At 29.1% G+C, this 15,547-nt stretch carries 13 protein-coding genes; 5 read left to right on the top strand and 8 right to left on the bottom strand.

What is annotated here, in order from left to right:
* Positions 1–309: 309 nt before the first annotated feature.
* The 4 genes from Ccar_RS05675 to Ccar_RS26695 all read right to left on the bottom strand — a co-directional run bounded on the left by Ccar_RS05675 (position 310) and on the right by Ccar_RS26695 (position 5,606).
* A complete protein-coding gene (locus Ccar_RS05675; protein WP_048029978.1) occupies positions 310–2,703 on the bottom strand; it encodes an AAA family ATPase in 2,394 nt (797 codons plus the stop codon).
* A complete protein-coding gene (locus Ccar_RS05670) occupies positions 2,700–3,332 on the bottom strand; it encodes a hypothetical protein (protein WP_007059658.1) in 633 nt (210 codons plus the stop codon). The genes Ccar_RS05675 and Ccar_RS05670 overlap by 4 nt, the downstream gene beginning before the upstream one ends.
* On the bottom strand, positions 3,333–4,895 hold the full coding sequence (locus tag Ccar_RS05665; RefSeq protein ID WP_007059659.1) for a hypothetical protein: 1,563 nt from the start codon (positions 4,893–4,895) through the stop codon (positions 3,333–3,335).
* 552 nt (positions 4,896–5,447) lie between these two features.
* Positions 5,448–5,606 (bottom strand): hypothetical protein, encoded by a 159-nt coding sequence (locus Ccar_RS26695; protein ID WP_156184559.1) that lies wholly within the window; start codon positions 5,604–5,606, stop codon positions 5,448–5,450.
* Between the two features lie 147 nt (positions 5,607–5,753).
* Between Ccar_RS26695 and Ccar_RS26690 the strand changes: the two genes are divergently transcribed.
* From Ccar_RS26690 to Ccar_RS05655, 3 genes are all read left to right on the top strand, one after another.
* The gene (locus Ccar_RS26690; protein WP_007059660.1) at positions 5,754–5,909 is read left to right on the top strand and encodes a hypothetical protein; all 156 of its coding nucleotides are present in this window, start codon (positions 5,754–5,756) and stop codon (positions 5,907–5,909) included.
* A gap of 140 nt (positions 5,910–6,049) precedes the next feature.
* Entirely contained in the window at positions 6,050–6,898 is an 849-nt protein-coding gene (locus Ccar_RS05660) for an alpha/beta hydrolase (RefSeq protein ID WP_007059661.1), read from the top strand.
* 96 nt (positions 6,899–6,994) lie between these two features.
* On the top strand, positions 6,995–7,507 hold the full coding sequence (locus Ccar_RS05655) for a C-GCAxxG-C-C family protein (RefSeq protein WP_048029976.1): 513 nt from the start codon (positions 6,995–6,997) through the stop codon (positions 7,505–7,507).
* 149 nt (positions 7,508–7,656) lie between these two features.
* On the opposite strand, the gene Ccar_RS05650 is transcribed toward Ccar_RS05655, so the two are convergent.
* A complete protein-coding gene (locus tag Ccar_RS05650; RefSeq protein ID WP_007059663.1) occupies positions 7,657–9,555 on the bottom strand; it encodes a type I glutamate--ammonia ligase in 1,899 nt (632 codons plus the stop codon).
* Positions 9,556–9,982: 427 nt separating this feature from the next.
* On the opposite strand from Ccar_RS05650, the gene Ccar_RS05645 reads away from it, so the two are divergent.
* Positions 9,983–11,329: a putative DNA modification/repair radical SAM protein gene (locus Ccar_RS05645; protein ID WP_007059664.1), complete on the top strand. Its 1,347-nt coding sequence runs from the start codon at positions 9,983–9,985 to the stop codon at positions 11,327–11,329.
* A gap of 11 nt (positions 11,330–11,340) precedes the next feature.
* Positions 11,341–12,075 carry a TIGR03915 family putative DNA repair protein gene (locus tag Ccar_RS05640; RefSeq protein WP_007059665.1) on the top strand — a complete coding sequence of 245 codons (735 nt, stop codon included), beginning with the start codon at positions 11,341–11,343 and terminating at the stop codon, positions 12,073–12,075.
* 113 nt (positions 12,076–12,188) lie between these two features.
* Here Ccar_RS05640 and Ccar_RS05635 read toward each other — a convergent pair whose 3' ends face one another.
* From Ccar_RS05635 to Ccar_RS05625, 3 genes are all read right to left on the bottom strand, one after another.
* Entirely contained in the window at positions 12,189–12,980 is a 792-nt protein-coding gene (locus Ccar_RS05635; RefSeq protein WP_048029974.1) for a pseudouridine synthase, read from the bottom strand.
* A gap of 96 nt (positions 12,981–13,076) precedes the next feature.
* Positions 13,077–14,129, bottom strand: coding sequence for a methylcobamide--CoM methyltransferase (locus Ccar_RS05630; RefSeq protein ID WP_007059668.1), 1,053 nt, complete (start codon positions 14,127–14,129; stop codon positions 13,077–13,079).
* Positions 14,130–14,254: 125 nt separating this feature from the next.
* A complete protein-coding gene (locus Ccar_RS05625) occupies positions 14,255–15,535 on the bottom strand; it encodes a S8/S53 family peptidase (protein WP_048029973.1) in 1,281 nt (426 codons plus the stop codon).
* Positions 15,536–15,547 lie beyond the last annotated feature (12 nt).

Here is a 15,547-nt window from a genome sequence, read left to right as displayed (position 1 = left end):
GCTGTAGCACAATATTTGTCCTCTGAATTAAACGCATTTCATGAGTAACTTTATCCATTAGTACCTCCAAAAAACTAATTTAGTTACTTTGAAAAACTTGTAGCTTTTTTTAAATTGTGGATTTCAAAATAAAACCCTCCATTTCTTTACTTTATTAAAAGTATATCAAATGAGAGATTATTTTACATGATTTTGTTTGTTCCAGCATTTACAAATTATAGACGCTCTCGAGCTGAATTATAGCCATCTCATTACCAAAAGTCTAGAAAAAATTTATTTCTTATTACATAAATGGTCAATGACTGCAAATTATGCAAACGCCCCTTCTCCTAACTCTGTAAATTCAATTCCTCCACCTTTCATTTTATATTGAATCAACCTACGTACTCTATCATCACATGTAACAAAAAATATTTGTTCCATAAATCCACTGTTTTCAATTAATAAATATTTTAAAAAATCAATAAATGCTAACATATTTATATCATCCATACAAGCAGTTAAATCATCAATAAAATATATTTTAAATTTATCACTTTGATTTCTAGAAACAGCCCCTCCCAAAAAATATGCAAGCATAAATACGCTTAATTGGCCATTACTTAATACATTTAAAAGACTCTTATCTTTTTCATCATGAAGAGAAATTTTACCACTATCATTAATAACTGATATATCCTTAATAGACTCTACCCTTGATAGTTTGCAATAAAATTTATGTAAAAAAGGACCAACCTTTTCATATTCATTCCGCTTAAGTTCCATCACTATATTTAAGATCTTCTCTGCACGTTCTTGTGCATTAACCTTTAATTTAGTTAATTTTTCTACCTCTTGTTTTATAACTTTATTATTCGTCAATGCGTCCTTTAATTGTTTTTGAATTATCAAATATTCATTATTTGAAATTAAACTTCTTAAAGAATTAATTTTTCCAGTTAAAATGTCAATAGAAAATCTAATAACTTTTGGACACTCTTTTACTAATGAACTTACTCTAGCATAGGTTACATTTTCATTTTCATTTTCACCGTAAGTATATCCTAACAACATTAAAATTTCACGATATTCTTTTCTCTTTTTTTCGACTAACTCTTCTACTTGAACTTGATTTTTTAATAAATTAAGTTCAAGTAACAGGAACTCTTCCGAAGAAAGATTTTGTATTGTATATTTATTTGGATTTTTCTTTGTAATTTCAAATGCTTTTTTTAAAAATTCTTCTGTTTCATTTTTTAAATCATTAAATAAACAATAATTTTTTTCAAGAACATCAATTTGAACTTTTATAATCTCATTTCCTACTTTTATTAAATCTTCAAAATTAGTGTTTTTAACTTTAATTATATTTTCTTTTTCTTTCTTCTTATCAACAATTAACTGATTATGTTCACCTATATATTCATTTGCTATTTTAAAAACATTCTCTTCATCTAAACTATCAAATGTCGACGAACCACATAGAGGACAATTTGCTATTTCACCATCTTTTTTAATTCTATCTCTATATTCAATAACTCCTTCCTTCTTGCTTGCAAGTGTAGAAAGTGATTCTATAATTGCATTTCCTTTCGATAAAGTTCCTATTTCTTTATCTAGATTTTCTATTTTTTTCGTTAACTCCTGTATAATGCCATTTTTTTTATCATATACAGATTGTGTTAATTTGGGGTTTTTAAGATTAATTAATGTCTGAATATATAATTGAAAATTAGTAGTCTTTAGGTCTATTTTTTTTAATTTATTAATTTCAACTTCTATATCAGTTATTTTACTATAACCCTTTTGAAATCCTAATTTTATAGCTTCATTTATCTTATCTCCTTTTTTTTCAACAATGCCCAACATATATTTTAATTGCTGAATGAAATTTTTATTGGTTTCATTCAAATTAACTTCTTTCAATATATCATTTACTTTACAATATCCACATTTATATAGCACATCTAATTGTGCTGACATTTCATCTAAATTCATTTCCGAGCAATCTATTTTTTCTCCTTCATACATTTTTTCCTTATTATACGGTACTATATCAGGTGCCTTTGTATATCTTTCTAAAATTTTATGATAAGAACTTATTTCCTTTTCAGATGTTTTTGTTGATTCTAGTTCTTCTATTTTTCTATCTATATCGTCTTGAAATACATTGAGATTTTGTGCAATTGTTTCTTCTCTTGAATAATCTGAAATAAACTCTGTAAATAATTCTGGTAAATCTGCACGCTTTTTGCTTAGTAAATTAAATGTCTTTTGTACATCACAAAAATAATAATTATAAAAGTTTTTATCAACAAACTGACTAAGAAATTTCTTTGCATCTTTTTCATTTCCATTTACAATCACTCTGCTCTCATTTTCTTTTAAAACATCTTTTTTTTGTATCCTTTGAATACAATATTTATAGCCTTCAAATTCAACCTTCGTAGTAACCGATACTGCTACATCATCTGAACAATTCTTATTTTTCAAAAGCCCATCAACATTTTTTTTTCTTTCTTCATTATTAGTACTTCTAATATCATATGAACTTGAAAGTCTACCAATATCGCCAGTTAAGCACCATTCGATTGCATCAATAACTGTAGTTTTTCCTTTTCCATTTGAGGCTGATAAAAGAATAAAATTTCTATTTTCAAATTCAAAAGTTTTTTTCCCTTCAACTCCTCTAAAATTTTCTATTATCACAGAGCTTATAATCATTTTTCCAACCATCCTCTAATCATTTTAAATTGATTTTCATCTAAACTTTTTTTTATACTATTATCAGTTTTTATTTTTTTAACTTTTTTTATCTTAAAATCAAGAAAATCTAGTGTTGAATCAGTTGGCAAACATTCCTTTAATTTTTTCACCATACTTTCATCTGGATGATAATCTCCTGGCTCTACAAGTATAAATGGTAAAAGAAAGACATCTTTTTCTTCAATATAATAATTGTTGTCTTTATCTTTTAAACAAGGAACAAAAATTTTTCTTGATATAGTTAATGAACTTTCCAAATTTTTATCTTCGATTTTTGTATAATCGAGTATTATTTGCGTGATATTATATTTTATTTTATTTAAAATATCTTTATCATTTGACCCGAATATAAGAAATGAGCTGATTTTTCGATTCCAAAAATCACTCATTTGGCTAATATCAAGATTCATTGGATCTAAAACAAAAAACACTTCATCATTTTTCTGACTAATATATATTTCCTTTAGTTCCTGTGGAAATGCTTCATCCTCTTGAAATATTTCTATAAATAAATTCAAATTATCTGCTATTTTATTATCTAATAAACTTCGATACCCATGATTTCTAAAAATATCTTTTAACAACATTTAATAATCCTTCCCCTTAACACAATTATTAGTAAAAATACATTTCGAACATTCTTCAGCCTTATACCACTTTCCTTTATCTATTTCTATGCATTCCATGCATTCAATTCTGTAACTATCTTTTCCCACATCAAAAACTGATGTACCGTCTCCTGTATCTGCGACATTAAATGTATATTCATAATTTCCTCCAAAAGAGCCTGACATATACCATTTTTTAGGTTTTACCTCAAACATACGTGAATAAATATCATCATGTTTTTTATTTTCTCGACCTGCTGCTATCTCTGGAATAATTATACTTGAATCCACTGTATCCCCTTTAAATTTCATACTAATATATTCGCCAACACTATTATCAATGTAAAATTCAGGGGTTAAGCTTTCAACGTTCAGATTAAATGTATTCTTTAATAAGTCTGTATTTAAATTCATCATAATTTTCCATAAATAGTACAAAAACGAAAATATATTATCTTCCTGCGCGATAATTTTATTATATCTACTATTTACATCTAATTTTTTAAACTGCGTTAACTTATCTTTTGTATAAAAACTAATAGTATTTAGTAACTTATACTGCCCATCAACATTTTGGGCTAACTTACAAATCCATACTTGTGTATTTTTATAAATAACATCAAGCATTGAAATCTGTTCATCCGTCAATTCTATATTATCTTCTACAATATCTATAAAGCTTTCATTCACCAAAGTTGCCAGATAAGCAGTAATACATTCCTCACTCTTTATTTTTAGATGCTGGCTGAGATACTTAATTAATTCAATTTTATTACATTTAAATTCATCTAAACCTGATTTAGTATTTTCATCATAACGCTTTTGTATAAAATTCATTGACAATCCAAGTAAAACTTGTTGTCGTATATCTTCATCTTCAAACTCACCTTTATCTATTATGCATGAATCAATTTTTTTAGCCACTTGCATTTTATAATCTTTTATTGATTCTTTAACATGAATAATTCTAAATATATTTAAAAAATCATATATTGAACTATCATATGCTGCTCTTTCAAATAATGCTTCTTTTTGTTTTTCTTTTTTTTCAAAACAATAAACTTTTTTCTTCAACCAATCCTCTGGATCTACTATTTCTTCTGGTTTATTTGAGCGTTTAACTCTCACGATATTATCTTGCATTTCTTTGAAAGTAGTTTCCTTTGGATAGGCACTTCTGTGTATTACTAGAACTGGCATAGGATTAAATGTACTTTTTAATACTTTGAATCGAAGATATTGATAGTACAAATCTCCCATTATTTCCTCTCTATTTGGTGATGTTTTAGGATAATACTTTACTTGCATAACTTTAATAATACTATCCTTACAAAACACATCAACATCTTCTAAATATTCAGAACATATGTATTCTGTTTTTTCATCTACTAAATAATTTAATGCTACCAAATCCTGAAAAAGGAAACCTCGAATACCACTACTTGCGTCTCTAACACAATCTCCACAGTACATATTATCAAGTTTTTTAATTTCATTATAATTTATTATATTGGTAAATTTATCATTCAAATTATTTTTCATGTTGTTCCTCATATCACATACTTTTATTTATTAAAATCAATCTTTACTTATGTTGATATAAATCAACTATATAACACTATCTAAAAAATCACTATCTATTTCCTAATATAAACAGTATAATTGTGCCACAAATACCAACAATATTTTAGCAACCTTTTAATTTTCTAGCAAACTTACTTTACCTCTCATAATGCCCAAAGTTGGATGCTTTTCCATTTGAAGGCATATATATATAATAACATATATATTGTATTTTTACATAATTAGCCATAAAAAAATCTGTTAATATTTCTATTGCCAAACATCGATTAACTTAAATATCCTACATTTACATTTTTTTCTAAAAAGCATCCTAAAATCCAGCTTTCTCAGCTCTCTTGTTAGTTTAATTAAGATTTATCATACACAGTTCAATTTTCTGCATATCTTCAAAATACTCCTTTTTTACAAATATATGTATATATTTCTTCTTTCTTTCCTTAGTTATTGGTTTACAATTAATATTGATTCTTCCTCAAATTTGATGGAATTCATCAAATCACAGATGACTTCTTATAAATTAAGCAATACTTTCTTTGGTAAAAAGTCAAAACTATCTCTGTCAAACATAGATCTTTTAATCATTTTTAGTCTATTTATATTTCCTTCCAAAGTCATGTTGCTCTCATTAAATATAAATGAATTTTCAACACTGCTATAATCCTTTTTCATACCGCCAATAAAACTTCAAATTTCTTTTATTTCTGAATTCTTATTGAAACTTAGGCATCCTTGAATTTTATTAATATCTTTGGATTTATATACATATTTTAATGTAGGTATAACCATAAAATATTATCTATAAAAAGGAAATCATCAATGGCAATAGCACAAGATTTTTATGCATCGATATATTTATCTAATATGGTAGCATTGGCAAAACAAGATGCTAATCGAGTAATTGGAGAAAACCTCAAAGGAACGTCATTCCTATTAGGCACAATAGAAAATTTAAAAGAAAGGAGAAACTTTTAATTTTTATAACTCTCTTTCTGCAGTGTGAGTCAATCCTTAACTACTTATCTGCTTACTGGATAAGCAAAAAAATTTGTACTTATCCATAATTTGCTGTAAATTAATAATTATCAATCCAAATTATTCTAAGGGGTGAAGACATGAAAGGAACTATACAAAGTTTAAATATCAATGAATCTTGCTTAGTGGGAGATTTGTTTCCCCCACTAAGTTTAGATGAATTATCCAGGGGCGTAGCTACCGTTAGCTCCAGCTTTGATAAAAGTGGGAGTGTTACAGTAGGTAGCCATCGGATCAATGAGCATCACTGTTCACTATACCTTCCGCCTAACTACAATACATTTGATATTAATTATCCTGTTGTATATATGAATGGAGATAATAATATAGAAGAAATACTAAATTCTATAGAATCTCATTTTAATATGGACTGCAGCACTTTTATACTTGTAAGTATTGAATCTAAAAACTGGAATCATGATTTTTCTCCATGGCCTGCACCAGCTTTAACCAAAAATAATGAAGACTTTAGTGGAGGTGCATACGAATATCTAAGCAACCTCACTAATGTTATCAAGCCTTTTATAGACGCACACTACAAAACAAAAACTGAACCTGAAAATACTACACTAATTGGCTATTCCTTAGGTGGACTTGCAACTTTATACAGCCTTTACCTATTTGGAACCTTCGGAAAAGTAGGAAGTTTATCTGGTTCATTATGGTATGATAGTTGGATTGAATTCATGAGTTGTAATTCTCCTATAAATACTAGTACAAAAGTATACCTTTCTCTTGGAAAAAGTGAAGAACGCAGTAGAAATCAACGTATGGCTAAAGTTGGAGATTGCACTGAAAAGACTTTTTCTATATTGTCAAAACAGCTTGTGTCTTCACAAAACATAATGCTGGAATGGAATAATGGAGGTCATTTTACTGAAATTACAAAAAGATTTAGTAAAGCACTGTTATGGCTTATGCATATATAAGTATAATGAATGAAATATACTTCCTTATACTTCAATTCATGATATAATTAGTTAATGATTTAATTTACAAACTTGGAAGTGTAAGGAGGCGTTTTCATGGATATAAAACAAAATAAAGACATTAAAAAAGACATTAAAGATGTTATGACTGAAGCTGAGACTATTGCTAGAAATTATTTTAGACAAGGTTTAAACTGTTCAGAATGTGTTTACCGCACTATTTTAGACTTGTATCAACCAGATTTATCACCAGATACCATTTGCCTTGCTTCTGGATTTGGAGGCGGCATGGGACATACGAGAAATACCTGTGGTGCTGTAACAGGTGCTGTATTATCATTAGGTTCTATTAAAGGAAGAAAGAATCCTTTTGAAAAAGAAACACCTGCAGAGAGAGCACAAGAACTTAAAGAGGTTTATGCTCCTTTTGCTGATATGGTTAATGAAATTGAGAACCATTATGGAACATTGATTTGCAAAGAACTTTCAGCACCACATGGTGATTTTGAAAGCAGAGAAAGGAAGAAAAACTGCCAGCAAATCATTGGATATTGTGCTTCTTTAGCAGCAAAGTATGCTGGTGAAATCAATAAGAAAAAAACTGAATAATCATTTTATTTATAATAAAATCCTTATCAGTATAATAGAAAAAAGAGCTGCCGCACTAAGAAATTTACATACAATATATTGTAATATCTATTCTTAATGCGGCATACCCTTCAAACTCCACCTGAGTCTAAGAATCACTTGATCTTTAATTAGATATCTAATAAGTTATTCTTGTATTCATTGTATAAGCTTCTAAGTTCAGCTATCTTGGCATCCATTTTAATTTGAAGTTCTGAAACTGTTGCATAATCACCAGCATTTATAGCATCTTTTACACTTGTGAATAAGCTCTTTGTTGAATAGCTATTTTTTAACAAGTATTGTCTTAAATCATTAACTTTTTGCCAGTTAGCTACATCAAGGTCTAAAGCATTCTCAACACAATGAAGTTTCTTGAAGCTTCTAATTTCATCAGTGTAATCAGAAATTATTCTTGAGTCAATTTCAGTTAACCATCTTCTTTCTACACCAATACGGAAACTGTTAAGTATCTCTTCTGTAAATACATTACCAGATTTTAGCACATCAACTTTTTCAGTATACTTATCTAATGCTAGTACATTTTCATAAACTGTAGCTGGTGCTTTACCAAATAATCTTGATCTTTCTTCATCAGAATAATCTTCAAATACATCTTCTTCACTTCTATAAGCTCTATCTTTTTCAAGATATGCAGTTTCTTCTCCATCAGCCTTTGAAAGCTCAGCAAGTAAATCAGCTTCAGTTTTCTTATTTGATATAGCATAGCTTATACCATCAATTGAAGTAACAAATAACGCTGCTAATGCTAAATAAGTGTTTGTAAATGGGTTTGGAGCTCTAAGTTCAAACCTTGTTGCCATTGGGTTATTAAGATCTCTAATAGCACCTAATAATATAGTTCTATTTCTTGAAGGAACATCAACTGAATGTCCTAAGGATGTAACTATACATACTGGAGCTTCAAATCCAGGTTTTAATCTTCTTAATGAATCATTAGTTGCAGATACAATTGGATTTATAACTTCGTAATTCTTTAATATACCCATTAGGGAACCATATCCATATATACTTAAGAAATTGTTATCAGTTGAGGCATATAAATTAAATCTTTTACCATTCTTTAATTTTAAAGCAATACTCAAGTGAGTGTGTTCTCCACTTCCAGCTACCCCATCAATTGGCTTAGCTAAGAATGTAACATCAAGCCCATATCTTCTGAAGGTTTCTTTTACTAATGTTCTAACAAAAAGTTCATTGTCCGCAGCTTGCAATGCATCAGCATATTTCCAATCTATTTCAAGTTGTTCCATAACATGAGTAAGGTTACCACTTTCAGTTAAATGAGCCTTTACCCCACCAACCTCTTTATGACCCATTTCAGGATCTAAACCATACATTTCCATTAATAATAAAGTTTCTTCAAGAGCTGATCTTACAACACCTTTAGTTCTAGTCCAATATTGTTCTTGAAGTACTTGAGATGTAAAAAGTTCTTGAACTTCAGCTTTGTCTTCTGGAGTTTTTACCCAAAATTCAAGTTCAGTAGCAGCTGTAGCTATTACATCAGATACATCGTCAAATGCAGCTCCATATGCAGCTAATAGCTCAGGATACTTCTTATATGAATCAAATAATGTATCTTTAACATAAGTTGTTGCCGCTTTTAAAATATGTCTAGAATCTACGGCTTTACCTTCATGTATTAAGAAACAAGGAATTCTTACTGTACCTATTGGTTTGCTAGTTTCTTCATCTATAAACTCAAAATTATAGTCTACAAACCAGTTAACATCTGTATCAGCTATCATATCAACTTTAGCGTTATTTAATGTTGCTATTCCTGGAAGAACAACTGATGATCCATCTGTTTGAATTGCTCCCTGTATAAAACCAGAAATGTCTTCTAAGAAAACCTTCATAGGAATTCTTTCATCAGTATCATTTCCTGATAGGTCTATTCCAATTAGAGACACAAACTTTATTTCAGAATGAGAAGTTAATATATCCCTTAAATCCTCCTCGGAATGCTTTTCTTTTGGTATAACATATATTAGATCTTTAAACATAAATACTACCTCCTACAAATAATAGATAAATGACTCTATACATAATATTTTTTTAAAAACAGAACTTAAGTAATGCTTTTACTTGTTTCATATAATAAAAAAAGGTGCCACTAAGAAAGAAAAAATTATAATTTTTTCTTTCTTAAGACACCGTTGCCTTATCAATTATTTATTTTTATATTCATCTAAATAGTAAACATAACCTTCAAGAACTATTTTTAATCAACTATTATTAAAAATTCATTTTCTTATTTAATTTATACTATTAGAAATATAATACCACTTTTTAAACAAATGTCAATATTTTTTTATTATACAAATTCATCATATATACATTTTTCTAAATCATCTTTATTGCGAACACTTGTTCTCTGATAAAAAATGAGTTATAATAAATTCATAAAAATACAAAGATTGGTGATGAAGTATGGAAATAGATGAAAAGTTAAGAATCTTATCTTCTGCAGCTAAATATGATGTGTCTTGTTCATCTTCTGGCTCAAATAGAAGTTCAAAGAAAGGTAATATTGGCTCTGTAGATAGAAGTGGCATATGTCACAGCTTTACTCCAGATGGACGATGTATATCCCTTCTAAAAATACTTTTAACAAATTATTGCATATATGATTGTTCTTATTGTATCAATAGAAGATCTAATGATATTGAGAGAGCTTCTTTTACTGCTGACGAAATTGTAAATTTAACAATGAATTTTTACAGACGTAACTATATAGAAGGCTTATTCTTAAGTTCTTCAATTATAAAAAATGCTAATTTCACTATGGAACTCCTTACAATAGTTGTTGATAAATTGAGAAATGAACATAACTTTAGAGGTTATATTCATCTAAAAGCAATTCCTGGAGCTGATGAAGAACTTATAAAAAAGGCTGGCTCCCTTGTTGACAGAATGAGTGTAAATATAGAACTGCCTTCATCAAAATCACTTAAATTATTAGCTCCTGAAAAAAATAAAGATGATATTTTAAAGCCTATGGGTGATATTAAGAATAATATTGTTGTAAATAAATATGAACGCATGAAATACAAAAAATCACCTATATTTGTGCCTGGTGGTCAAAGTACTCAGCTTATTGTTGGAGCCACAAAAGAAAATGATTTAAACATACTAAATCTAACGGAAAGCCTATATAATAAATTTGATTTAAGAAGAGTCTATTATTCAGCATATGTTCCTGTTAATAACAGCAAAAATCTTCCTGAAATTAAGACTCCCCCTACTCTTAGAGAACATAGACTATATCAAGGTGATTGGCTGTTAAGAGTTTATGGCTTTAAAGCAAAGGAATTACTAAACGAAAAAAATCCCAACTTTGACATTAATCTTGATCCAAAAACAACCTATGCTTTAAATAATATTCACCTATTTCCTGTTGAAATAAATAGAGCTCCTTACAATACTCTTATAAGAATACCTGGTATTGGAGTACGTGGTGCATATAAAATAATAAGTGCTCGTAAAATTAGCTCATTAGATTTTCATGATCTAAAAAAGCTCGGTATAGTTATGAAAAGAGCTCAATATTTCATTACCTGCAAAGGTAAATATTATGGTTCTGTAGCCTTTGATGATATGCGCATTAGAAAAGCTCTTACTCCCAAATTTGATTTGAATTCAATAGATGAAGGTGCTCATCAACTAAGCTTTTTTGACAACAATATAAGTAATTTAATTGCTCCTAAAGGTATTTCAAATAATAATAAATTGCTTTTATTAAACGATAAATCCACTTCAATTACTGGTGAACTATAGGAGGTTTTAGTGTGAAAGAATACATATATGATAACACTTTTGAAGGTTTGCTTACTGCCATTTTTTATGCTTACAGCTGCAAAGAAGATTGTATTATAACAAAATCAAGTGACTATACCTCCTCATTTCTCAATGAGGTTTTAAATATTACCACTGAATATGATAAGTTCAATAGAGTTTATAAAAGTATTGTAGAAAAACTAAATACTGAAATTTTAACAAATATATACTACTTATATCTTTGCGGAATTCCAGATTCTAGCTCTATTGCTTTGAAATATCTTAAGCTTTGCTATAAATATGGTACAAATATTAACTTAGCTAAAAATAATGATATTATAATTTTAGTTGATAAATATACTAAAAAGGTTACCCATGAAGCTCATATGTTCACTGGATTTGTAAGATTTAAAGAAATAGCACCCTTAAGCTTTTATGCTTCCATAGAACCTGATCATAACATTTTACCTTTAATACTTAATCATTTTACAATAAGATTTTCTGACCAAAACTTTATAATTCATGATTTAAAAAGGAATTTGGCAATCATATATAATAGAGAAAAAGCACTTATAACTGAATTTAAAAGAGAAGATTCTAAAATTTTCTCTTCACCAGATGGAGAATTTGAAGCTCTTTGGAAAACTTTTTATAACTCTGTTAATATAAAAGAACGTGAAAATCTAAAACTACGCAGCCACTATATGCCTAAAAGATATTGGTCTCACCTTACAGAACTCAGATAATAAAAGAAATGGATGATATTCATGCGTATTTTTATTTAAGGTATCCAAAAACAAATAACAAGTCAAGATGTAAAATAGACTAGCATATTGACTTGTTATTTATTTGAAGATGCCTAAATTACTCTTCCAATACCTAGCTTTTTAATTTCCACTTCTGTCAAGAGTCGATACCGACCTTTTTCCATTGATTCGTCTAACATTAATCCTCCGATAGAAACCCTTTTTAAATATACCACATAACAACCTGCTGCCTTTAACATACGCTTTACTTGATGGTTGCGTCCCTCTGTAATAGTAAGATATCCAGAGACAACTGGCTGATTATACTGGTTTGAATCTATATTGTTTAAATTGTCAATAGGCATTTCATGTTTAAAGTCTTTATACATTCCACATCTATGTACTTCTATTTTTGCAGGTTTTGTTAGTATTTCACCTTTTCCTATGTAAATTCCTTGCTCTAATTGCTTCCTATTTTCCTCGTCTAAAGAACCTAAAGCCCAAAAAAAATAAGTTTTTTCGATATGTTCTTGTGGATGCATTAATTTATGTTCAAATTCACCATCATTGGTAAGTAACAATAACCCTTCTGTATCTTTATCTAATCTTCCAACATGAAATACTCCATTCATTTTATCATCATCAAAAAAATCAAATACTGTTCTGTGATCTTTATCCTTTCTTGCAGTAATGCATCCAGCCGGTTTATTAAACATATAATACACTTTTCCAGTATAAGAAACTACTTTACCAAGATACTTAATGACATCAGAGTTTTCGTTAATGTCCATTGAAGGTTCTGTTATAACTTCTCCATTTACTTCAATCAAACCTTCTTTGATATAAATCCTAACAATTTTCCTTCTTCCAACAGATGATTCTGCTAAAAATTTATCTAATCTCATATTTCATAACTTCTCTTCCTTTGTAAAATCACTTTATCATCTAGGGTATTATAACAAAATATTTAACTAATATCCATAATGTTAAGTTTTCTTAATTTATAATTTTAAAGGGTATTTTCCATAGGTTTTTCCAGCTTCCATAAACATTTCAACTTTTTCTATTGGTGTATTCATTGGAATTTGGCAGCCTGTGCTCAAAATGTAACCTTTTTTAGAATCATGTCCTTTTCTGATACATTCTTTAACTGAGTTAAAAATATCTTCTTTTGTTCCTTCATACATAACCTCAACTGGTGGAACATTTCCCGTAATAACCACTCTGTCTCCCATTATTTTTTTAGCTTCTTCTAAATCTTCGTAATTATCGATACTAAAATTAGAAATACCTGCATTTACAACATCTTCCCAGATACCCTTGCTTTTGCCACAGATATGTATTGCAGGAGAACTTCCTGTTTTTTCTTTTATTCTATCAATATTTTTCTTAAGAGAAGGTAATGAAAACTCTCTAAATTGTTTTGGACTTATAAGACTAGTAGATGAAACTGGATCTGCAAATCCAATAGATACACCTAACTTAGACACTTCGTCTATATATCTATTATTACATTCTGCTATTATATCCATTAAAGTATGAACCTTTTCAGGGCACTTAATTATCCATTTTAATAGATTTTCTGTTCCAACTACTGAAGCCGCAACACTAAAAGGTCCTGACATAGCAGCCCCAACATCTACTTCATCCATAAGTGCATTTTTAGTGAGTTTTATAGCTTCAATTAAAACTGGCAAATTACCATCTTTTAAAGGATCAATAATTTTAAGAGATTCTATTTCCTCTACAGATTTAATTGCTGGCTCTATCAGATAGGAGATGCCGTGATCAGGATATCCTATTTTGGCTCCCATAGCTTCAGCAACTCCTCTAAGACTAGTTGATATACTTGCACCATCATGGCGAAGTCTTTTAAATAAAGCTATTTCTAGATCCGCCATAAGTTGTGCTGAATGATAATATTCACTAGCTTTAACTCCAATAAAAGGTGTCATGGTAACTCCCATATCAGGAACACATACTATTCTATCAATTTCTTCTCCTTTAGAAAAAGCTTGTACTCTTTCTTTTGGTGTCATTTCTTCTTTAATCAATGATATCAACTCCTTAATTTATGTCCTTAGTTGAATTCTATCATTACAATAATAATTTTTCTATAACCATACTAAATACCAATAGATCAAACTTTTTCTATAAGACTTTAATATAATGATTCATTTTATTTTTGTAAAGACACCTTTTCCACAAGCTTTTCTGGATTTACTATTTTACCTAATTTATATTGTTTACCCTGTTTATCAATTTGAACCACATCCCCTGTATCCATCACTGCTTTCAAAAACTTTTCTGGAGTTATATTGGGATTTACCTGACAGCATAAACTATATAAACCTGCCACATAAGGAACTGTCCAACTAAGTCCACCCTGTTTGTAAAATACATAATCTGATTTTCCAGTAGGAGATGCAGTACACCTGCTGTCCATTGGTACCATAAAATTCTTTTCTATATCAAATTTTTTATTGTCTTTAAAAAACATACTCTCCCAGAACATTCCTGGTTCATAACTTTTAAAATCATCTGGATTTTTCATATCATCCCTTCCAAGTCCCCAAAAATCTACTCCATAATACTTGTCAAAGCTTGTAGAAACCACTAATATCCCTTCATTTTTAGCTCTTTTTACTGCTTCATCCACCTCTTTATACCCTTTTTGATTTTCACTCCAACCTATTGACATAGAAATAACTCTTATCTTTTTTTCTTTAGGCAGAGTTTTATTTATTTCTATAATTCTATCTATAGATTGAGCTAAATATTTAAAATCATAAGGAAAGTCACCTAACATGCTGCTTAAAGTAAATTTTCCATGAGTTTCAGCAATGTAGTATAAATCTGCCTCTGGTGCAACTCCTACATTCTTACCTACTGCAATTGATGCAACTGCTGGTCCATGCATCTGTGCACTGTTTTCTTTAGGATTATGAATTTCTTCATAAAACTTTAATCTGTCTTTATATTCTTCATGATCAGTTAAAAGAGTTTGATCAATAATAGCTATATCTACTCCCTTTCCAGTTATTCCTTTTTCATGAAGCTTTCTTATATTTAACCCTGGATTCTTTCCCATTTCCATAATTGCTTGAGTATCAAACCCTTTTGGCATATCAGAAGGCCATTTTGTCTTATTATCAAAATCTGCATGCATTAAATCTTTTAAATTATCCTTAACATTAAGTTCTGATAAGTCATAACTTCTTAAATCTACCTGCCAACCTTTTTCTGAGTTTTCATCATATTTAGGAAGCTTTTTAAGCTTTCCTCTTCCATAACCTAAAGCCTTAGGCACCCTAGCTATTCCAGTATTTCCATTTACCTTATAATCAGTATATTGGCCTAGTGGAAAATTGAAAGCAAATATTAAAAATGCTCCTATTATAATGACAATAAAAAAAAGTATCTTCTTTTTTAAACTCAGTTTTTTAATACTTTCTAACATACTTTACCTCCT

Source organism: Clostridium carboxidivorans P7 (assembly GCF_001038625.1).
GTDB classification, from domain to species: domain Bacteria; phylum Bacillota; class Clostridia; order Clostridiales; family Clostridiaceae; genus Clostridium_AM; species Clostridium_AM carboxidivorans.
This window is presented reverse-complemented; position numbering and strand designations above follow the sequence as displayed.